This is a genomic window from Ruegeria sp. CDSC002 (genome assembly GCF_059610905.1).
On sequence record NZ_JBXWOM010000006.1, the window covers coordinates 248,928 to 268,085 of the forward strand.

General features: G+C 56.9%; 25 protein-coding genes. 13 read left to right on the forward strand and 12 right to left on the reverse strand.

Annotated features, from left to right (window positions below):
* Positions 1-10 precede the first annotated feature (10 nt).
* The 3 genes from AC2FJE_RS13330 to AC2FJE_RS13340 are packed head-to-tail and all read right to left on the reverse strand — an operon-like array spanning position 11 to position 2,180.
* Entirely contained in the window at positions 11-439 is a 429-nt protein-coding gene (locus tag AC2FJE_RS13330) for a VOC family protein (RefSeq protein ID WP_496754582.1), read from the reverse strand.
* A complete protein-coding gene (locus tag AC2FJE_RS13335; RefSeq protein ID WP_496754583.1) occupies positions 439-1,434 on the reverse strand; it encodes an alpha/beta hydrolase in 996 nt (331 codons plus the stop codon). Before AC2FJE_RS13335 ends, AC2FJE_RS13330 begins: the two co-directional genes overlap by 1 nt.
* The gene (locus tag AC2FJE_RS13340) at positions 1,431-2,180 is read right to left on the reverse strand and encodes an alpha/beta fold hydrolase (RefSeq protein WP_496754784.1); all 750 of its coding nucleotides are present in this window, start codon (positions 2,178-2,180) and stop codon (positions 1,431-1,433) included. The genes AC2FJE_RS13335 and AC2FJE_RS13340 overlap by 4 nt, the downstream gene beginning before the upstream one ends.
* Before the next feature lie 195 nt (positions 2,181-2,375).
* Between AC2FJE_RS13340 and thrS the strand changes: the two genes are divergently transcribed.
* The 5 genes from thrS to AC2FJE_RS13365 all read left to right on the forward strand — a co-directional run bounded on the left by thrS (position 2,376) and on the right by AC2FJE_RS13365 (position 7,060).
* Positions 2,376-4,334, forward strand: a complete 1,959-nt coding sequence (thrS, locus tag AC2FJE_RS13345) for a threonine--tRNA ligase (protein ID WP_496761042.1) — start codon at positions 2,376-2,378, stop codon at positions 4,332-4,334.
* Between the two features lie 222 nt (positions 4,335-4,556).
* Complete coding sequence (locus tag AC2FJE_RS13350) at positions 4,557-4,859, forward strand: BufA1 family periplasmic bufferin-type metallophore (RefSeq protein WP_058275886.1); 303 nt, start codon at positions 4,557-4,559, stop codon at positions 4,857-4,859.
* Between the two features lie 70 nt (positions 4,860-4,929).
* Complete coding sequence (bufB, locus tag AC2FJE_RS13355; protein WP_496754587.1) at positions 4,930-5,787, forward strand: MNIO family bufferin maturase; 858 nt, start codon at positions 4,930-4,932, stop codon at positions 5,785-5,787.
* On the forward strand, positions 5,784-6,545 hold the full coding sequence (locus AC2FJE_RS13360; RefSeq protein ID WP_496754597.1) for an HvfC/BufC family peptide modification chaperone: 762 nt from the start codon (positions 5,784-5,786) through the stop codon (positions 6,543-6,545). Before bufB ends, AC2FJE_RS13360 begins: the two co-directional genes overlap by 4 nt.
* Entirely contained in the window at positions 6,542-7,060 is a 519-nt protein-coding gene (locus tag AC2FJE_RS13365; RefSeq protein WP_108860275.1) for a DoxX family membrane protein, read from the forward strand. Before AC2FJE_RS13360 ends, AC2FJE_RS13365 begins: the two co-directional genes overlap by 4 nt.
* Before the next feature lies 1 nt (position 7,061).
* Here AC2FJE_RS13365 and AC2FJE_RS13370 read toward each other — a convergent pair whose 3' ends face one another.
* The gene (locus AC2FJE_RS13370; RefSeq protein WP_058275883.1) at positions 7,062-7,430 is read right to left on the reverse strand and encodes a hypothetical protein; all 369 of its coding nucleotides are present in this window, start codon (positions 7,428-7,430) and stop codon (positions 7,062-7,064) included.
* Positions 7,431-7,469: 39 nt separating this feature from the next.
* Positions 7,470-7,787 carry an ArsC/Spx/MgsR family protein gene (locus AC2FJE_RS13375; RefSeq protein WP_496696958.1) on the reverse strand — a complete coding sequence of 106 codons (318 nt, stop codon included), beginning with the start codon at positions 7,785-7,787 and terminating at the stop codon, positions 7,470-7,472.
* A 215-nt stretch (positions 7,788-8,002) separates the two neighbouring features.
* Here AC2FJE_RS13375 and AC2FJE_RS13380 point away from each other — a divergent pair, with 215 nt between their 5' ends.
* Positions 8,003-8,209: a cold-shock protein gene (locus tag AC2FJE_RS13380; RefSeq protein ID WP_010439113.1), complete on the forward strand. Its 207-nt coding sequence runs from the start codon at positions 8,003-8,005 to the stop codon at positions 8,207-8,209.
* A gap of 229 nt (positions 8,210-8,438) precedes the next feature.
* Here the strand turns inward: AC2FJE_RS13380 and thyX are convergent, their stop codons facing one another.
* Positions 8,439-9,350: an FAD-dependent thymidylate synthase gene (thyX, locus tag AC2FJE_RS13385; protein WP_058274136.1), complete on the reverse strand. Its 912-nt coding sequence runs from the start codon at positions 9,348-9,350 to the stop codon at positions 8,439-8,441.
* A 175-nt stretch (positions 9,351-9,525) separates the two neighbouring features.
* Between thyX and AC2FJE_RS13390 the strand changes: the two genes are divergently transcribed.
* The 3 genes from AC2FJE_RS13390 to AC2FJE_RS13400 are packed head-to-tail and all read left to right on the forward strand — an operon-like array spanning position 9,526 to position 11,374.
* Positions 9,526-9,954 carry a VOC family protein gene (locus tag AC2FJE_RS13390; protein ID WP_496754606.1) on the forward strand — a complete coding sequence of 143 codons (429 nt, stop codon included), beginning with the start codon at positions 9,526-9,528 and terminating at the stop codon, positions 9,952-9,954.
* A complete protein-coding gene (locus tag AC2FJE_RS13395; RefSeq protein ID WP_109313911.1) occupies positions 9,951-10,655 on the forward strand; it encodes a DUF1194 domain-containing protein in 705 nt (234 codons plus the stop codon). The genes AC2FJE_RS13390 and AC2FJE_RS13395 overlap by 4 nt, the downstream gene beginning before the upstream one ends.
* On the forward strand, positions 10,652-11,374 hold the full coding sequence (locus tag AC2FJE_RS13400; RefSeq protein ID WP_496761043.1) for a DUF1194 domain-containing protein: 723 nt from the start codon (positions 10,652-10,654) through the stop codon (positions 11,372-11,374). The genes AC2FJE_RS13395 and AC2FJE_RS13400 overlap by 4 nt, the downstream gene beginning before the upstream one ends.
* On the opposite strand, the gene AC2FJE_RS13405 is transcribed toward AC2FJE_RS13400, so the two are convergent.
* The 3 genes from AC2FJE_RS13405 to AC2FJE_RS13415 all read right to left on the reverse strand — a co-directional run bounded on the left by AC2FJE_RS13405 (position 11,375) and on the right by AC2FJE_RS13415 (position 12,597).
* On the reverse strand, positions 11,375-11,872 hold the full coding sequence (locus AC2FJE_RS13405) for a MarR family winged helix-turn-helix transcriptional regulator (protein ID WP_186437453.1): 498 nt from the start codon (positions 11,870-11,872) through the stop codon (positions 11,375-11,377).
* A 78-nt stretch (positions 11,873-11,950) separates the two neighbouring features.
* A complete protein-coding gene (locus tag AC2FJE_RS13410; protein ID WP_108860430.1) occupies positions 11,951-12,169 on the reverse strand; it encodes a succinate dehydrogenase assembly factor 2 in 219 nt (72 codons plus the stop codon).
* A 35-nt stretch (positions 12,170-12,204) separates the two neighbouring features.
* Positions 12,205-12,597 carry a helix-turn-helix domain-containing protein gene (locus AC2FJE_RS13415; RefSeq protein ID WP_058274142.1) on the reverse strand — a complete coding sequence of 131 codons (393 nt, stop codon included), beginning with the start codon at positions 12,595-12,597 and terminating at the stop codon, positions 12,205-12,207.
* Positions 12,598-12,688: 91 nt separating this feature from the next.
* Here AC2FJE_RS13415 and AC2FJE_RS13420 point away from each other — a divergent pair, with 91 nt between their 5' ends.
* Both AC2FJE_RS13420 and AC2FJE_RS13425 read left to right on the forward strand, forming a co-directional pair.
* Positions 12,689-13,891, forward strand: coding sequence for a pyridoxal phosphate-dependent aminotransferase (locus tag AC2FJE_RS13420; RefSeq protein WP_496761044.1), 1,203 nt, complete (start codon positions 12,689-12,691; stop codon positions 13,889-13,891).
* Between the two features lie 10 nt (positions 13,892-13,901).
* Complete coding sequence (locus AC2FJE_RS13425) at positions 13,902-14,303, forward strand: hypothetical protein (protein ID WP_282169241.1); 402 nt, start codon at positions 13,902-13,904, stop codon at positions 14,301-14,303.
* Positions 14,304-14,314: 11 nt separating this feature from the next.
* Here the strand turns inward: AC2FJE_RS13425 and AC2FJE_RS13430 are convergent, their stop codons facing one another.
* Together AC2FJE_RS13430 and ppk2 are read right to left on the reverse strand one after the other, a co-directional pair.
* A complete protein-coding gene (locus AC2FJE_RS13430) occupies positions 14,315-15,679 on the reverse strand; it encodes an MATE family efflux transporter (RefSeq protein ID WP_282169240.1) in 1,365 nt (454 codons plus the stop codon).
* A gap of 105 nt (positions 15,680-15,784) precedes the next feature.
* Positions 15,785-16,708, reverse strand: coding sequence for a polyphosphate kinase 2 (gene ppk2 / locus AC2FJE_RS13435; RefSeq protein WP_472724094.1), 924 nt, complete (start codon positions 16,706-16,708; stop codon positions 15,785-15,787).
* Positions 16,709-16,834: 126 nt separating this feature from the next.
* Here ppk2 and AC2FJE_RS13440 point away from each other — a divergent pair, with 126 nt between their 5' ends.
* Entirely contained in the window at positions 16,835-17,710 is an 876-nt protein-coding gene (locus tag AC2FJE_RS13440) for an alpha/beta fold hydrolase (protein ID WP_496754615.1), read from the forward strand.
* A gap of 6 nt (positions 17,711-17,716) precedes the next feature.
* On the opposite strand, the gene AC2FJE_RS13445 is transcribed toward AC2FJE_RS13440, so the two are convergent.
* Positions 17,717-18,325 (reverse strand): carboxymuconolactone decarboxylase family protein, encoded by a 609-nt coding sequence (locus tag AC2FJE_RS13445; protein ID WP_282119885.1) that lies wholly within the window; start codon positions 18,323-18,325, stop codon positions 17,717-17,719.
* 190 nt (positions 18,326-18,515) lie between these two features.
* On the opposite strand from AC2FJE_RS13445, the gene AC2FJE_RS13450 reads away from it, so the two are divergent.
* Entirely contained in the window at positions 18,516-19,070 is a 555-nt protein-coding gene (locus tag AC2FJE_RS13450) for an NYN domain-containing protein (RefSeq protein ID WP_282119886.1), read from the forward strand.
* Positions 19,071-19,158 lie beyond the last annotated feature (88 nt).

Sequence of the window (19,158 nt, forward strand, 5' to 3'; positions counted from 1 at the left end):
GGCTTACGCATCACCCGTACCCGTTCCAACGAAACGCCCCATCAGGCGCCAGAGGTGAGAACGGGTTGAAAGCGACCTCCCAGATCGTGCCTTCGGGTGCGCGGAAATAACCGTGATGCCCGCCCCAGAACACATCCGAGGCCGGTTTAAGAACCTCGGCACCAGCGGCTTGAACCTTGCTTAAAACCAGCGCGACATCTTCCTTTGACCGGCAGTTATAGCTAAGCGTCAGCGCCCCACGGCCCAAGGTGCCCACGTCAACACCAATCTCATCGGCCAATGCCGGCAGAGGATACAGCCCCAGCGTCTGCCCGATCAGATCAAAGGCAATCACACCGTCTGGGCTGTCGACACGTTTCCAGCCGATCTTTTCATAGAATGCAGCGGCGGTTGCAGGGTCTTCCACCCCGACAGTGATTAGGCTGACGCGCTGTTCCATCATTCGATCCCCTGCTCTTTCAACCATGCCAAAATACCAGCGACCGCAGCATCAGTCTGTCCCGGAGACATCAAACGTCCCGCAATGACATGGGATGATGGGTCATCCCCCGGCCCCATCGTAACCGTCTGAACACTTGCAGGCCCGCCCCAAGCTTCGGCCACCTTGTGGGTCAGGTCCGGGCGCACAACCTGATCATCGTCCGAGAACCAAAACAACGCCGGGACACGCGCCTGCGAGAAGTCCATGGCATAAACAGTCTCAACCAAGGCGGTCATAGGCACAACTGCCTCCCACGGATAAACCGACGACCAGTACTTGTTCTTCTCGGGATCCGGCCCCGAGACGTCCCGTTCTTCCCCCATGATCAATGGCAACCAGCTTCGCGCCCATGGAAGGCCCGGTATCCAGGCGCCGGGCGTGTTCACACCAAAGTTCGGAGAGACAAAGACCACACCGGCTACATTTTCTATCAGCGCGTCGTCCATTGCTGCCGCCGCAGCCAGAGTTCCGCCGGTGGAGGTTGAAATCACGACGACCTGATCTCCCACTGCACGGGCGGCGGCCAACCCTTCCGCCATATCCTGCATCCAGCCCGAGGCGGTGCCTTCGGCCATCGCCTCCCCGCCGCGCCCATGACCCTGCAAGCGGGTGTAGACCAGATTGGCCCCCAACGCATCGGCGACCATGTCCGGGACAGGGCGAACTTCCTCGGACGAGGCGGAAAACCCATGCAAATACAATATGGAAACCGGGGTGCGCTGTTCCTTGAACCCGTCTTGCCAAACAACCCGTTTCTCGACACCAGCAGTGATGTCATCGAAAGCGGACTCGACGCTTTCGAAATAGACCTGCACCCCTTCGCCAAACTTGCGCGGTTCAAATGTCGGGTTCAGGTTCACTTCTTCGCGCGGACCGAACCAATAGATCAGGGCACCAGCCGCGACCAGCACCAGAAGAACACGCCCGATGGCTTTGCCCACCCCCCGGATCATTGCGCGCTCATCACTTCAAGCACGGCGTTTTCGATGATTTCCAGGCATGGCCCGTCCGAGAACCTGTGGTCTGCATCCTTGACCAAGAGCAGGCGCATATCTGAACCGGTGGCATGTTCCACCAGACGCACAGCGGTTGCAGAGGAAACAGCAGTATCTGCAGTCCCTTGCAGAAAACGCACCGGAAACTGAAGATTAATTGCATCCCGCAGAACCAACTGCTGTCTGCCGTCCTCAATCATGCGTTTCGTGATGATATAAGGCTCCATATAGTCAGAGGGTAATTCAACATACCCTTCGGTTTCCAACACCTGTTTTTGCGTGTCAGAAAACGACGCCCAATAACCGTCTTCAGTGAAATCAGGCGCGGCGGCGATGGTAACCATACCTGCAATCCGATCCGGCATTGCCTTCGCCAGCAAAAGCGCTTGCCAGCCGCCCATAGACGACCCGACCACGATCAGCGGCCCATCGGTCAGGGCAGTTACCGCGGCCAAAGCATCCTCGTGCCAGTCGCCGATGCATCCGTCCTCAAATTTGCCCGAGCTCTCGCCATGGCCCGAGTAATCGAACCGCAGGAATGCCTGACCGCGCGCCTTGGCCCAAGCCTCAAGATGCACCGCCTTGGTGCCCTCCATGTCAGACTTCAGCCCGCCCAAAAATACAACCGTCGGCCCTGCCCCATCGCTTTTGTGATAAGCCAGCCGCCGCCCTTGTGCCGTTTCCAGAAAATCCGTCGCTGCCATGTCGCCCTCTTTCCTTTTGGGGTTCATCATGCACGGCTGCCCGGTGGCTGCAATTCCCGAATTCGAACCTCCCGCCGCGTCAGCCCCAACGCGGCTGGGTGCTTGACAGGTCATGCTGCAACTGCCAAATGGATCGAACACACATAACCCGCAACCGGGCGTTCAGTGGGCGCCAAACCGACGAGGAGAGCCGATATGGCCCTGGACTCACAGTCAGTCTCCCTTACTTTTCCCGATGGCAATGCACGATCCTATGACGCAGGCGTCACGCCAGCTCAGGTCGCTGCTGATATCTCGAACTCATTGGCCAAAAAGGCCATCTCGGCCACCGTGAACGGCCAGCACTGGGACCTGCAGTGGCCCATCGAATCTGACGCGCAGATCGCCATCCACACCATGAAAGATGAGGAACAGGCCAACGAGCTGATCCGTCACGATCTGGCGCACGTGATGGCGCGCGCGGTACAGGAAATCTGGCCTGCAACCAAGGTCACCATCGGCCCCGTGATTGACAACGGTTGGTACTATGATTTCGACCGGGAAGAACCGTTTACCCCCGAAGATCTCGGCCTTATCGAGAAAAAGATGAAAGAGATCATCAACAAGCGCGATCCCGTGACCACCGAAATTTGGGACCGTCAGCGCGCAATCGAATTCTACAAGGCCAATAACGAGCCTTACAAAGTCGAGCTGATCGAAGCCATTCCGGGTGACGAACCGCTTCGCATGTACTGGCATGGTCACTGGCAGGACCTATGCCGCGGCCCGCATTTGCAGCACACCGGCCAACTGCCGGGCGACGCCTTTAAGCTGATGAGCATTGCTGGTGCCTACTGGCGTGGAGATAGCGACCGCGCGATGCTGCAGCGCATTTACGGCGTGGCCTTCACCGGCAAGGAAAAGCTTAAAGCGCATCTGCATATGCTGGAAGAGGCTGCCAAGCGTGATCACCGCAAGCTGGGCCGCGAGATGAACCTGTTCCACATGCAGGAAGAAGCGCCGGGCCAGATCTTCTGGCATCCGAACGGCTGGAAGATCTACACCACCCTGCAGGACTATATGCGCCGGATGCAGGAACGAGACGGCTATGTCGAAGTGAACACGCCGCAGGTCGTGGACCGCAAGCTGTGGGAAGCGTCTGGCCACTGGGACAAATATCAAGAGAACATGTTCATCGTCGAAGTCGACGAAGAACACGCCCGCGAAAAGGCGATCAATGCGCTGAAACCGATGAACTGCCCGTGCCACGTGCAAGTGTTCAATCAGGGCCTGAAGTCCTATCGCGACCTGCCCCTCCGTATGGCGGAGTTTGGATCGTGCGCCCGGTACGAACCCTCGGGCGCTTTGCATGGGATCATGCGGGTCCGTGGTTTCACGCAGGACGATGGCCATATCTTCTGCGCCGAGGAACAGATCGAATCTGAGACCGCCAAGTTCATTGCGTTCCTGTCCAAGGTCTATGCTGACCTCGGGTTCCATGATTGGACAATCAAGCTGTCGACCCGACCGGAAAAACGGATCGGATCGGACGAAAGCTGGGATCTGGTCGAAAAGGCGCTGGGGGATGCCTGTAAGGCAGCGGGCTATGACTATGAGGTTCTGGAAGGCGAAGGCGCGTTCTATGGCCCCAAGCTGGAATTCACTCTGACCGACGCGATCGGCCGGACATGGCAGTGCGGCACCTTGCAGGTTGATCCAAACTTGCCCGAGCGTCTGGATGCGAACTTTATCGGTGCCGACGGTGCCAAGCACCGTCCGTTCATGCTGCACCGTGCGACCCTGGGCTCGTTCGAACGCTTCATCGGTATCCTGATCGAGGAACATGCTGGCAAACTGCCGTTCTGGTTGGCCCCGCGTCAGGTCGTGGTCGCCTCGATCACGTCAGAGGCGGATGACTATGTTTTGGAAGTTGTCGAAACGCTCAAGGCTGCTGGCGTGCGGGCCGAGGCGGATATTCGCAACGAAAAGATCAACTACAAGGTTCGTGAGCACTCGGTCGGCAAGGTGCCGATCATTCTCGCCGTCGGTCACCGCGAAGTTGAAGAGCGTACCGTAAGTGTGCGCCGCCTTGGCGAAAAACAGACACAGGTTCAATCGCTTGAGGCTGTAACAAAAGAGTTGTCTTTGGCGGCTACCCCGCCCGACCTTCTGTAACATTCGGCGATAATTTGCACGAAATCCGGCCTCGAATTAGAGGCCGGATTGAAACATTTTCCATTTTTCATTTCAAAAACAGTTTGTTAACCTTCAAGAGGGCATTACGCTCTTTGACGGGGTTGTGAGACACGGGCTCGTGAATTCACCTGCCCCGATTTAGCTACTACCTTTGTCATTGTCACAAGAAGACATACGCAGTCATCAAAAGGGATTACCGAGATGTCGAACACCGCAAAAACCCTGGTTATCGCAAGCGCAGTTGCAGCAGCCGTATCCGGCGTCGCCACAACCGCCTCCGCACAAGCCAAAGAGAAATGCTATGGCGTTTCGCTGGCCGGTCAAAACGACTGTGCCGCAGGCCCCGGCACCACCTGCGCGGGCACCTCGACCGTTGACTATCAGGGCAATGCCTGGACTCTGGTCGACGCTGGAACCTGCGCCGATATCGAACTGCCCAAGTCGGCAGATGGTGCAGCGCGTGAAGGTTCGCTGGAACCGCTGGAGCGCGACCTGCCGGCATAAGCCCAAGCATCTGAGAATCGGAGGGGCGGGCCCTATCGCCCGCCTCTTTTCGTGACCGGAGGATTTGCACATGCTGGATAGTTCACTTCGATCGAACAGGCTGCCCGCGGCACCGGGCGTCGGGTATAAACCCCAGCATTACGACCAGATTCTGGACCATGCGCATCCGGTCGGCTGGCTTGAAATCCACGCCGAAAACTACATGGGTGATGGCGGCAGGCCGCTGGCTCAATTGCGCCACCTCTCTGAAAAATTCCCCATTTCCGTCCACGGCGTTGGCCTCTCGATCGGTGGAGAAGGCCCCCTGGACACCGATCATCTGGCGCGCCTGAAACACTTGGTGGGGTGGCTGAATCCGGCCAGCTTTTCCGAGCATCTGGCCTGGTCGACCCATGACAGTCATTTCCTGAACGATCTTCTGCCCCTGCCCTACACGGACGAAACGCTGGAGCGTATCTGTGCCCATATAGACCAGGTTCAGGAAACCGTGGGGCGGCAAATGCTGTTGGAAAACCCATCCAGCTATTTGGCTTTTGAAGAAAGTACATGGTCCGAGCCTGACTTCCTGCGGGAAATCGCACGTCGGACAGGATGTGGTCTTTTACTGGACGTGAACAACGTCTTTGTGTCGGCCACCAATCTGGACTTCTCGCCGCAGAGCTACATCGACGCCTACCCGCTGGACAATGTCCACGAGATCCACCTTGGCGGTCATGACGAAGACGAAGACGACCATGGTCGTCCCTTGCTGATCGACAGCCACGGTCGCGAAGTCGTTGATCCGGTGTGGACGTTGCTGGATTACGTGTTGGACCGTTCCGGTCCCAAACCCGTTCTGATCGAATGGGATACGGACGTACCCGATTGGTCCGTTCTTCGGGCTGAAGCAGATCGGGTGCAGGCGGCACTGGACCGCATCCCCGCATGAGCGTTTCGCAAACCACATTCTGCGCAGCCCTGCTTGACCCATCGGCGGCCGTTCCGGACGGTTTGTGGGATGCCGCAGAACGCCCTGCCGGGCGGCGGTTCAGCGTTTACCGCAACAACGTGGCTGTTTCGCTGACCGAAGCGATGCATCAGGCCTTTCCCGTGATCGCACGACTGTTGGGCACACAGAACATGGATGGGCTTGCCGGGCTTTTCCTGCGCAAACACCCCCCTTCTTCACCGCTGATGATGTTCTACGGTGAGGAATTCCCCGAATTCCTTGCCGGGATGGAGCAGTTGTCGCACCTTGGCTACCTTGCCGACGTCGCGCGTCTGGAACTGGCGCTGCGCCGGTCCTACCACTCTGCCGACAGCCAGACAGCACCGCTTGATGCTCTGGCCATCCCACCGGAAGAAATCGTTCTGGCGAAGCTGGATTTTGCGCCATCCATGAAAGTTCTTCGTTCGGACTGGCCGTTGTATTCGATCTGGCGCTTCAATTCGGAAGACAGTGCACCAAAACCTGCCCCCGGGTCCGAAGATATCCTGATCACCCGTCCCGAATTCGACCCGGCCCCGCATTTGCTGCCCAAAGGCGGAGCGGACTGGATCGCGCACGTTCAGGCCGGGCTTACCATTGGCAAGGCATTCGAACAAACCTCTACCGTATTCCCCGAATTTGACCTTGGGGCCACTCTGGCGCTGCTTTTGCAGGGCGGCGCAATAACCTCTGTGACTATCGAAAGGCTGGCAACATGACTGCCCTGATCTCATTGCACAACAATACCCTGGGAAGGTTGGAATTGACCTCTGGCTGGTTGACACCGACTCTGGCACGGGTCGTGTTCATCGCGGTTCTGCTGTTCTATTTTTGGAATTCAGCAATGACGAAAATCGACGGTTCGATATTTTCGCCTTCTGCAGGCGCATTTGGTCAGATCTTCCCAAAAGCGGCCGAAGCCGCCTTGTACGATATTTCTCAGCTGACCATTATTCAGCGTATCGTGATTTTCCTGGGTACCGTTGCAGAGTTCGTTCTGCCCGCGCTGCTGCTGATTGGCCTGCTTACACGCCTGGCAGCATTGGGCATGATCGGTTTTATCTGGGTTCAGACCGCTACTGACGTTACCGGGCATGGCGTGAAACTTGGCAGCCTGTTCGACAATGCGATCTCACTGATAGACCAACGCATGATGTGGACTTTCCTGTTCCTCGTCATCGTCATTAACGGTGCAGGTCCGCTCTCGGCCGACCGAATCCTGCGTATCAAGTGACCTAGAAATGTGCCTTGGGCTCGTCCGGTTTTCCCGCAGCCAGCCCAAGGATGCCCGCCACCGCGGCAAAGGCCACCGGGAACATCGTGAAGACGTTGAAGCCAAACGCAAAATACATCCCGACGGCTGAGATCAGCAGCAATATTCCACCGATCAGAGCCCGCGCATGGGCCATTGCGCCCCCCGCGATGGCCAGCAAAGGCGCAATTATGGAAGCAGTCTGGATGAACTGTACGTTGTCCACTTGTTCAGCAAGGCCTTCGATCTCGCCGTAATGGTTTATGAATTCGATATAGCCATAGCCAAAAAAGCCAACAATCATTCCGATCAAACCGGCAATGACGCCCAAAATCATTGATGCGTTGCGCATTTAAACCCTCATATTTACGTCAGTCACATAAGCGCCCGATCAGGCAACGCCAAGGCTTGCCTTGGTTTTCGCAGTCCAGCCCAACAACAACGTACCGTCATCCTCGATCAAGGGGCGCTTCATCAAAGTCGGGTGTTCCTTCAGCAACTCCAGCGGTGGTCGCGTGCGTTGTTCCGCGTCCAATCCACGCCAAGTTGTCGACCGGGTATTGAGCAAAGCTTCGCCGAACGTATCAAACGCCTCTGTCAGGACAGAATCGGGAACTCCTTGCGCGCGAACGTCTACAAATTCAATATTTTCAATTTCTTTCAGTGCCTTACGGCAAGTATCGCAGTTTCTCAGGCCATATAGACGCATTTTGGGACCGTTCCTGTACTTGTATGAATTTTTGGCATTTTTGCCTGCTACATCCAGTTATTCTTGATTTTTTACTTCACCGTGCAATGTTGAAAAAGACGAAACACACAATTCGGGCTGCGTCGTGTGGGCGAAGCGGTGATGCGTTGTGGTTGCGTCAACCACTGCCCCCACCAATTTGTGGGACAACGTGTAAGTAGAAGGAGACACGGGAAATGCCAACTGGCACCGTGAAATGGTTTAATACCACGAAAGGCTATGGGTTTATTGCCCCTGACGAAGGTGGCAAGGACGTTTTTGTTCATATCTCGGCCGTAGAACGGTCCGGTCTGACCGGACTCGCTGACAATCAGAAAGTCTCGTATGAGTTGGAAGACGGACGCGACGGCCGACAAATGGCCTCTGATTTGAAGCCGTTATAAAACACCCCGTCATCTGCGGGTACTAAAAGCAGGCCAACGGCCAATTTCCGGCCGTTGTCCATTCTCAAGGGTTTGAAACCTTACCCTCGCGTCGGTTTGGTATCGGCATGAGTGCTTTCGTTTTAGCCGAACACCACGATTTCCGAGCGTTCTCACATCACACTGATGACTGATGTCATGAACCACTCGAAAAGGCGTCATGACATCAGAAGAAAGAGTTCTGTCGGCTTTAACCCTCGCGAATGACAGCCTCGAACTCGCGCCATTCCCGTGCCGTCATGCCCGAGTTTTCCTGCGTCACAGTTTCACCGGCCAACATGCGTCGCAGGCTATCAACCATCTGCGCCGAAAGGTTGACCGCACCCAAACGGTAATCTTCGAACGCTCTATACGCGAAGGGCACCCAGTCGGCGACGATCTTGCACATCATGTCGGCGTAAACTCGGATTTCGTACTGAGCATGTGGATCGGCCCGCAGGCGCAGGAAATGGAACAGGTTGTGCAGATCCACCTTCCAGTACCACTGCGTGTAGATATTCGCAGGCAGGTTCATGCGCGCCAATTCTCGCGCCAGCCCCTGCTGACCATCCTGGTTGATCATGGCTTCGTAATTGTCATAGCACCGCGCGCTGTCGGCCTTGAGCATTTCCAGAACGCGGGCTGCCTCTTCGCCTTGCAGGGCGTCGCCGCGGCCCTGATTGTTCACTTCGGACTGCGCGGCCACGTGGTCCGGTGCGGGGATATAGAACTCGCGGTCCAAAATCGAATAGCGGGCTGAGTATTCGTTCACGTTGGCGGTGCGGTGACGAATCCACTGACGGGCCACAAAGACCGGCAGTTTGACGTGCAGCTTGATTTCGCACATCTCGAACGGGGTCGAGTGCCAGTGCCGCATCAGATAGCGGATCAGACCCTCATCGTTCTGCACCGATTTGGTGCCCTTGCCGTAAGATACACGTGCCGCCTGACAAATTGCTGCGTCATCCCCCATGTAGTCAATGACGCGCACAAATCCGTGGTCCAGTACTTGATGCGCGGTATAGAGGTGGTCTTCCATCCCCTCAGCCACAACGCGGCGTGTTGGATGCGATTGCGCCCGTTGCGCTTCGATCTCGGCCAGTTGGTCAGAGGACAGCGGCATGAATGTTCCTTTCCAGCAATGAGTCGCTCACCACTATATATCGGCAATTCACAGACAGGAACCGCGACATGTGCACCAAGCGTCGTAATTTCCAAATTGTGTCCACCCTGCCCCTCGACACGCTTGGCCCGCGCGCTAAGCTGCAGCCCATCACCTGAATAGAAAGGAAGCCACAATGGGGCTGACATATCTTCACACCATGGTCCGCGTGAAGGATCTGGAGAAGTCGATGGCGTTCTATGAACTGCTGGGCCTGAAGGAAACCCGCCGTTATGACAGCGAAGCGGGCCGATTTTCGCTGATCTTCATGGCCCCCCCGGGACAAGAGGATCGGCCGATCGAGCTGACCCACAATTGGGATGGGGATGACACTTTGCCCAGCGACAGCCGACATTTCGGGCATCTCGCTTTTGGGGTCGACAACATTTATGAGGTTTGCCAGCACTTGCAGGACAACGGCATTGTGATCAATCGCCCGCCGCGCGATGGTCGTATGGCGTTTGTGCGGTCTCCGGACAATATCTCGGTCGAACTGCTGCAAAACGGCGAAGCGCTGGAACCAGCTGAACCCTGGGCCAGCATGGAAAGCAGCGGCACCTGGTGATCCGCTGGCTGATAGCACTGGGTCTGGCCGTTCTGGCCAGCCCCCTTCGGGCCGAGACCTGCCGGCTTGCACTGGCACTCGCTATGGATATCTCGACTTCCGTGGACGAGAACGAAGACGTTTTGCAACGGCAGGGTCTTGCGGCTGCATTGATCGCACCAGAAGTGGTCGAGGCGTTTTTTGCCTCGCCCGCACCGGTGGCGCTGGCCGTGTATGAGTGGAGTGGTCGCACCACACAACGCGTTGTTCTGAACTGGACCATGATCAACACCGAAGCCGACCTGCTGGTTGCAGCTTCAACAGTGCAACAATCTGTTCGTTCGGATAGTGGCTCAGCCACAGCAATGGGCTATGCCTTGGCATTTGGCGCGACTTTGATGCAGCAAGCACCGCCCTGCCTGTTCCAAACTATCGATCTGTCCGGGGATGGCTCAAACAATGACGGCTATGGGCCGGACTCTGCATACCGGCACTTTCCCTTTCAAAACGTCGTGGTCAACGGGTTGGTAATCAACGCTGCAGACTTTGAAGGAGAGCTGTTCCTCATCCCGTTCTTCGAGAACAACGTTCTGCACGGCCCCGGTGCGTTTCTGGAAATCGCGCAAGGGTTCGAGGATTTTGAGCGCGCGATGCGTCGCAAGCTGGAACGAGAATTGAAAGGGTTGCAGATCGGTGCGTTGAAGGAGGGTGCACATCAATGATCCGCCTCCTGGCCGCGATAATTTCCATGTTCGCCAGCGCCGCTGCGTCGGAATGCAGGCAAGCACTGGCGTTGGGGCTGGACGTGTCCGGTTCGGTCGACAGCGCCGAGTATAAGATGCAAACCGGCGGTCTGGCTGCGGCCTTGCAACGCCCTGAAGTTGTTCAACTGATCCTGTCCGACATCGGCGCGCCTGTGCGATTGGCGATCTACGAATGGAGCGAGCCCCGCCATCAACGCATGTTGGTAAACTGGACTAAGATCCGCACGGCACAAGATCTTGCACGGATCAGCGACCAATTGAAGACCGTCGCGCGGGGTAACGCACCACAGGGCACGGCTGTTGGGTCGGCAATGCGGTTCGGAGCCAATCTACTGTCGCAGCAACCGAATTGCTGGAAACGCACATTGGATCTGTCAGGGGACGGCAAGCACAATCTGGGCCCTCATCCACGCAGCGTGAAAGCCGAACTGGAAAACACCGGCATCACGATCAACGGGCTCGTGATCGGAGCAGACGATCCCAGTCATGGCGACAAACGCTATGTCCAGGTCGGTGAGCTTTCCGCCTATTACAACACATGGGTTATTCTGGGGCCCGGAGCCTTCGTCGAAGTCGCTTTGGGCTTTGAGGCCTATGAGGTCGCGATGACCCGAAAACTGATACGCGAGCTGGAGGGGCTAACCCTGTCCGACGCCACAGATTCCCTGCGCCCCTGATCAATAGATGTACCGGATTTGGTCCGTCCAATACCGCTCGACCCGACGCAGGGATGTGGTGATGTCGTCGATGCCTTCCAGCCCCAACACGCCGCGATTTTGCAGCCCCTCAGCGTGGCGCAAAAACAACTCGGATACGACATCGCGTATTTCACGACCGCGTGGGGTCAATCGAACCCTTACGGAACGGCGGTCGATCTCGCATCTTTGATGGTGCATGTACCCCATTTCGACCAGTTTCTTCAGGTTGTAGCTGACGTTGCTGCCCTGATAATACCCACGACTTTTCAGTTCACCCGCGGTAACTTCATGGTCGCCGATATTGAACAAAAGCAAGGCCTGCACGGCGTTGATCTCCAATACGCCAACACGCTCAAACTCATCCTTGATGACGTCCAATAGCAACCGGTGCAGCCGTTCCACCAAGGCAAGTGCCTCAAGATAGCTGGTCATGAACCCCTTGGTTCCCGGCGCGGAGACCTGCATTTCCATACTCATCCGATCCTCCGATTCAGTCGCGCTGTTTAAGGCAGGATGAATGGAAATCCCGAAAAATCGGTTAAGCCGGATTTTCTTTTATTTTTGAAAGGTCTGCGCGATGTCCGAGATCAATTCGGAATAGGTTTCGGGCGGCTGCACCTGCCCTGTGACCCACTGATAAAGATCCTGGTCGTTTTCGTGCAGCAACGCATCATAATTATCCAGATCCGACGGCTCCATAGCCGTCAGATTTCGGTCAGCATAGGCTGACAGGATCAGATCCATTTCTTTGATCCCACGCCGCATGGATCGCATCTTCAGCCGCTTTATACGAACGTCCCGTGGTTCGTTCACCGACCCTGCTCCAGCATCAGACGCACCCTTTTCTCCAGCTTCGCGGCCCGCTCGGCGCTGGCGCGCATTTCACCGCGAATGGAACGCAGCTCAGCCACGACATCCGCAAGCTCGGGTGCGCCTTCTTCCGCTTCGACGGGGGCATCCATGCCTTCGCCTTCGCCGGTCAGCAGCCACATGATCGACACGTTGACCATGCCTGCCATCATGGAAAGACGGTTCGCGCGTGGCTCGGACAGATCATTTTCCCAGGCTGCAATTGTCGTCTTTTTCACGCCAAGCCTGCGGGCCATCTGGGCCTGGGTCATACCAGCCGCTTCGCGTGCCCCTGCCAGCCTGTCCCCGAATGTCGCAGAGTCCGGTCCGTACCAGTCATTCTCGTCGTTCATCGGGCTCTCCAATTCCATAATTCATATCGCTTGATCGTCATTCGAGCGCACCCTATGACAGTCAAGCTGAACATACAAATCGAGGCCGACCATGAGTTTCCTTTCTGCGACACTGTCACGCGTGAAGCCATCGCCCACCATTGCGATAACCGCTAAAGCGGCCGAGTTGAAAGCTGCCGGGCGCGATGTCATCGGCCTAAGCGCGGGCGAGCCCGATTTCGACACTCCGCAGAACATCAAGGACGCAGCAGTAGCGGCCATCGCAGCCGGGAAGACCAAATATACTGCGCCTGACGGCATCCCAGAATTGAAACAAGCGGTCTGCGCCAAGATGAAGCGTGACCACGGCTTGGATTACACGCCCGCGCAGATTTCGGTCGGCACCGGCGGCAAGCAAACCTTGTACAATGCCCTGATGGCCACGATGAACGAGGGCGATGAGGTTGTGATCCCTGCACCCTATTGGGTTAGCTATCCCGACATGGTGCTTTTGGCCGGAGGCACTCCGGTAATCGCGGAAACTTCGATCCAGACCAACTTCAAACTGACTGCAGATCAGCTTGAGGCTGCGATCACGCCGAAGACCAAGTGGCTTATCTTCAACTCACCGTCGAACCCCACAGGTGCAGGCTACAGCCGTGAAGAGCTGAAAGAACTAACCGACGTCCTGATGCGCCATCCGCATGTTTGGGTCATGTCCGACGACATGTATGAACATCTGGCGTATGACGGGTTCGAATTCTGCACACCGGCAGAAGTTGAACCCCGCTTGTATGACCGGACGCTGACCTGCAACGGTGTCTCCAAGGCCTACGCCATGACTGGGTGGCGCATAGGTTACGCGGCAGGACCGGTCGAGGTCATCGCCGCCATGCGCAAGATCCAATCGCAATCAACTTCGAACCCCTGCTCGGTCAGCCAATGGGCGGCGGTTGAAGCACTGAACGGCACTCAGTCCTTCCTGGCCCCCAACAACGAAACGTTCAAACGCCGCCGTGATCTGGTTGTTCGCATGCTGAACGAAATCGACGGCATCAGCTGCCCAACCCCTGAGGGCGCGTTTTACGTCTATCCATCCATTGCCGGGCTAATTGGCAAAACCACCCCCGCAGGCACTGTGATTGACTCGGATGAGGCTTTTGCGACCGCATTGCTGGAAGAGGTGGACGTGGCCGTCGTGTTCGGTGCGGCCTTTGGCCTGTCGCCAAACTTTCGGGTCAGCTATGCGACCTCGGACGAGGCGCTGACCGAAGCCTGCACCCGCATCCAGCGCTTTTGCGCATCATTGATTTGAGTAAGGGCAAATGACGTCGGAACTGCCCGAATATTATTTCCGCGTTCGCGAGAATGGTGCGGCGGTTTTCAGGGTCGACACTGAAAACCGCCAGCGCCGGATCGAGATGGATCAGATCGCGGTCATCAACATCCGCAATGGCGAGGTGAAACCGCAAGGCCAACGCACGTTGTCCGACGCCGACAAGGCCGAGATTGCCCGTTGGATGGAGGCGCGAAAAGCGTTGCTGGCCCAGCGCGACATCGACGACATTCACCGCGCGGTTGATTATCTGAACCTCACCACGCAATGGGCGCAATCCAAGGCGACACCAGAACAGCTTGAGGACGTAACCGACCGGTTGCTGCTGGCCATGCATGATCTACGCTCTGTCCTGGTGCGAAAAAAGGCAGACCGCTTCGGCAAAGACTGACCCGCCGAATCTTACTCGGCGGGCACACCGACCTCGCGGACCGAGCGCATCCAGAACCGCGCCATCAGCATAACCGCTGCGCAGGCCAGGCCCAGAACAAGGCCCAGCCAGACTCCGATTCCATCCATGCCCAACACGAAGCCAAAGTAGTACGAGGACGTAATCCCCACGCCCCAATAGCTGAGCGCGGCCATGACCATCGGGACCTTTGCATCCTGCAACCCACGCAGAAGGCCAAGAGCAATGACCTGTGCCCCGTCCACCAATTGGAACAACGCCGCCATGGCCAGCAGGCCTGTACCGATCATCAGGATTTCCGGACGCTGCGGGTCATCCGGTTCCATGAACAGGGAAATCAAAGGCTCGGCATAGGCAAGGAACAGGATGACAGTCAGGACCGAGATCACCAAAGACATCCCCGTCACCGCAATCGCGCCGCGTTCCAGATGTGGCCTATCTTTCCGGCCCAACGCGTTCCCTGCCCGGATCGTCGCAGCGTTTGACAACCCCAGATGCACCATGAACGTCGCGGATGCCAAATTCAGTGCAATGCCATGTGCCGCCAGCGGAACCTGACCCAGCCAGCCCATCATGATCGCTGACATTGCGAACAGGCTGACCTCGGACAGGGTCGTCAGGCCAATCGGCACGCCAAGGCGGAGGACACTAAGGAACATCTCCCAATCTGGGCGCCAGAACCGTTGGAACAGGCTATGTTCGGGCAGAACGCGCATGGCGTAGATCACCACGCAAACCAACGATACGACCTGAGTGACAACCGACGCGATGGCGGCGCCCATTACACCCAGTTCAGGGGCTCCCCAATTGCCGAAGATCAGGGCATAGTTGGTGATCGCGTTGACCACTGCAGCGGCCACGGTGATCCAGAGCACGATCTGGGTCCGCTCTAACGCGGCCAGATAGGATTTCAGCACCATCACCAAAAGCGCTGGAATTAGGCCCCACCCAGCAACCCTTAGGTACTGGGACGCAGTTTCAGCGACTTGCGGGTCCTGCTTCAACGCAAGGAAAATAGGGTAAGACCACCACAGCATTGGCATCATGACGGCCGCATAGATCAATGACAACCACAACCCCATGCGCGTTGTACGGCGAATACTTGTTTCGTCTTCTTCGGCCGCAGCCGTCGCCACCATTGGCATAACAGCCAAACCGAATCCGGCCCCAAACAGGAACAGCACAAAGAAATAGCTGCTGGCCAAGGTCACGGCGGCCAGCGCCTCGACACCGTACCAACCCAGCATGACCGTATCCGTCAGCCCAATAGCAAATTGGGCCAGGTGCCCGCCGATCAGCGGCAGGCCCAGTACAGAAATGGCCCGGAAGTGGCCACCATATGTCATCACCTTACTCATCCGAACAGCCTTATGCCCGGCCCGAGGCCGGGACAAGAGGCGAACGACGAAATTTCACCTTGAGACTACACCCGCAGGTTCAAATGTTACCTGAGAGGACTCCTGTCACACGGTTTCAGGATGCAGTGAATTGCCCAGAATATGTTCCGAGTGCTGGATCACGTGATGCGCCTGGCCGACGATCAAAGGATCGGGGCTGTCGACGATTTCATGGTTCTTGTCCGGATAGTCCAGCGTAGACAGGAAGTGGCGCATGCAATTCAGGCGCGCGCGCTTTTTGTCGTTCGATTTCACGATGGTCCACGGGGCGTCGGCGGTATCGGTATAAAAGAACATCGCCTCCTTGGCCTCGGTATAATCGTCCCATTTATCAAGGCTGGCCTTGTCGATTGGTGACAGTTTCCACTGTTTCAGAGGATCGGTTTCGCGGCTTTTAAACCGGCGTTGCTGTTCAGGCTGCGTAACCGAGAACCAGTATTTGTAGAGCTGGATACCCGAGCGCACCAGCATCCGCTCCAGCTCGGGTGTTTGACGCATGAACTCGAGATACTCGTTGGGCGAACAAAAACCCATGACCCGTTCAACCCCAGCGCGGTTGTACCAGGACCGGTCGTAGAAAACCATTTCGCCGACCGTGGGCAATTCCTGAACATAGCGCTGATAGTACCACTGTCCCTTCTCTTCCCAGGTGGGTTTATTCAGCGCAACTACACGCGCTTGGCGTGGGTTCAGGTGCTCCATGAATCGTTTGATCGTTCCACCTTTGCCTGCGGCATCCCTGCCCTCGAACAGCAAGACAAACCGCTGGCCGGTTTCCTGTGCCCAATGTTGTACTTTTAGCAATTCTGCCTGCAGTTGCGCCTTCTCCGCCTCATAAGCTTTGCGCGCCATCTTGCGATCATAAGGATATTTGCCGCTTTCAAAGGCCTGACGAATTCTCTCGGGGCTAGGCTCAGCCGGTGAGGTTTTGGCTATCGCCGACAGGTTAGCAGGGTCTTGCACATTCTCGATCTGCGTCACTACTTCCATTCAGGTTCTCCTTGTCTCACTGTCCGGGAAAACGCCTAGCAGTCGGGTGAAAAACACGCTTTGATTGGTGTCAAACTTTTACATCTTTCTGGGCGTGTGCTTCAGGTACAACACAGGGCTTCGGCTATGAAAAACAAGTTCATTGATCTTAACGGCCAGAGGTTCCGTCTGCGCAGCTGGGGGGACCCCGACCTTCCGCCCTTGTTGATGCTTCACGGGTTTCCCGAATATAGCGGCGCGTGGCAGGACCTGGCCCCGCATCTGTCTTCCCACTTCTATTGCATCGCCCCCGATCAACGCGGTTACGGGCAAAGCTGGGCGCCAGAGGGCGTCGGCCATTATGCCCTGTCGCGACTGGTCTCGGACATGGTGACGCTGATCGAGGGGCTCGCCCGTCCGGTTTGTGTTCTTGGCCACGATTGGGGAGCGTCTGTGGCCTATGGTTTGGCCATGTTCCGCCCGGATCTGGTGGACCGGTTGATCATCGCCAACGGCGTGCACCCAGTGCCCTTCCAACGGGCCATGGCCGCAGGGGGCGCGCAATCCGAGGCTTCGCAATACATCAATGCCTTGCGCGCACCAGACGCGGAGGAGCGTTTGTCGGCGGACAATTTTGCCAAGCTTGAACAGTTTTTTCGTTTCGGGATGGGAACAGACTGGCTGACGGACCAGCAAATGCAGGCCTATCGTACAGAATGGGCGCGGCCCGGGCGGCTGGAGGCCATGTTGAACTGGTACCGCGCGTCACCGCTGGTGGTTGCGAAACCCGGCGCACCGCGCACGGATCTGCCAGAGCTGCCGAAGGACCGGTTGATGGTTCGCTGCCCCCACCTGTTGCTGTGGGGGCGTGAAGACAAGGCGTTGCTGCCAGAGTCGACTGAGGGGCTGGAAGACTACGCGCCGGACCTGACGCGCATCGACATTCCGAACGCTGATCACTGGCTGCACCATCAACAGCCCGAAGCGGTGGCGCAGACAATCATGGGCTGGATTGCGCGCTAAATCCGGTTACCGGTGCCCCCAATCCGCCGGGTCATCCGAGTTGTTGGGCGACAGGCCCAATATGTCACCATCTGTGGAACACCCCAGCCCCAAAACTGTCCGGTTCGCATAAGAGAAATACGCGCAGACCTGATTGATTTCGAGGATCTCACCGTCGTCCCAGCCGGCCTTGCGCAGGGCTTCCACGTCTTGCTGTTTCAACTCCGCAGGGGCCTCAGTCAGTTTGCGCGCGTAACGCATGGCCTCAATCTGAGCCGCATCCAACGGGGCCTCCTCTGGCGTGCCAGCCTCAATCGCCGCGCGAATTGCCTGGCTACGCTCCGGATCGCCCAACAAACGCTGCAAACCGCTGTAATGGTGCTCGACACAATAGCTGCATTTGTTCAGCGCGCTGACCCACACGCCCAGCACCTCAAGAAACCACTTCGGGATCGTGTTGGCGGAATGGTGAAGCACGTTCTTGTACATAGCCATGTGACCTTCCATCGAATGTGGTCGCAAGGAATGCACCATCATGATGTTGTCGACATTGTTGCCGGGGCCAGTAACACGGTCGTAAAGATTCCTGAGTTTTCCAGTTGCTTCATCAAATGGGATGGTTCTGATCCAACTCATCTCTTTGCCTCCCGTATCCATTTGCTTTTGCAGCCAAACCTAAACAGAATGCAGAAACAATGCGAGGCCTTGGCGGCCACGCTTACCCGGAACATTTCACGTGACTGCAATGAGAACGCTCTGGGCATCCTCCACTGCCACCTGATAAAGAACTGCCGACACCCCGTTTCACTATATTGATTTTCCAGCGATGCGCCTTCCTCTGTTCTTGTTTGTCCTGTCAATCTGCGGCCTGTTCGCGGCACTGTCCCGCCCTGCTTTTTCTGATTGGGCAATGGTCGCAGGGCTTTGCACCGTTGCAAGCGCGATATTGCTGCTTGGAAAATGGTTGCGCAGATCGAAAGCGCCGGAGAACTGGGCCGTGGTTGATGGATCAAATATTTTGCACTGGCGAGAGGGCATTCCGGACATTGCCACCGTGCGAGAAGTTGTCGACGCTTTGACCACCTCCGGCCTGACTCCCGGTGTCGTGTTCGATGCAAATGTCGGCTACAAAATCTCGGATCGCTACATGAATGACAAAGCCCTTGCCTCTCTGCTTGGGTTGCCCGTTGACCGTGTTATGGTCGCACCCAAGGGAACGCCAGCCGACCCGCTTGTTCTACAGGTCGCTCGCGACCTAAGTGCTACCATTGTCACAAATGACCGTTTTCGCGACTGGGTTGACGATTATCCGGATGTGCTGCAGGCCAAAGAGCTTGTGCAGGGTGGCTATCGGAATGGGGCTCTCTGGCTGGCGTTGTGACCGTGGTTCCAGCCTAGTCAAACATGTAGCGTTTCAACCTCAGCTCCCAATCGGGGCGCATCATAGCCGACAAACCGCACACAACACT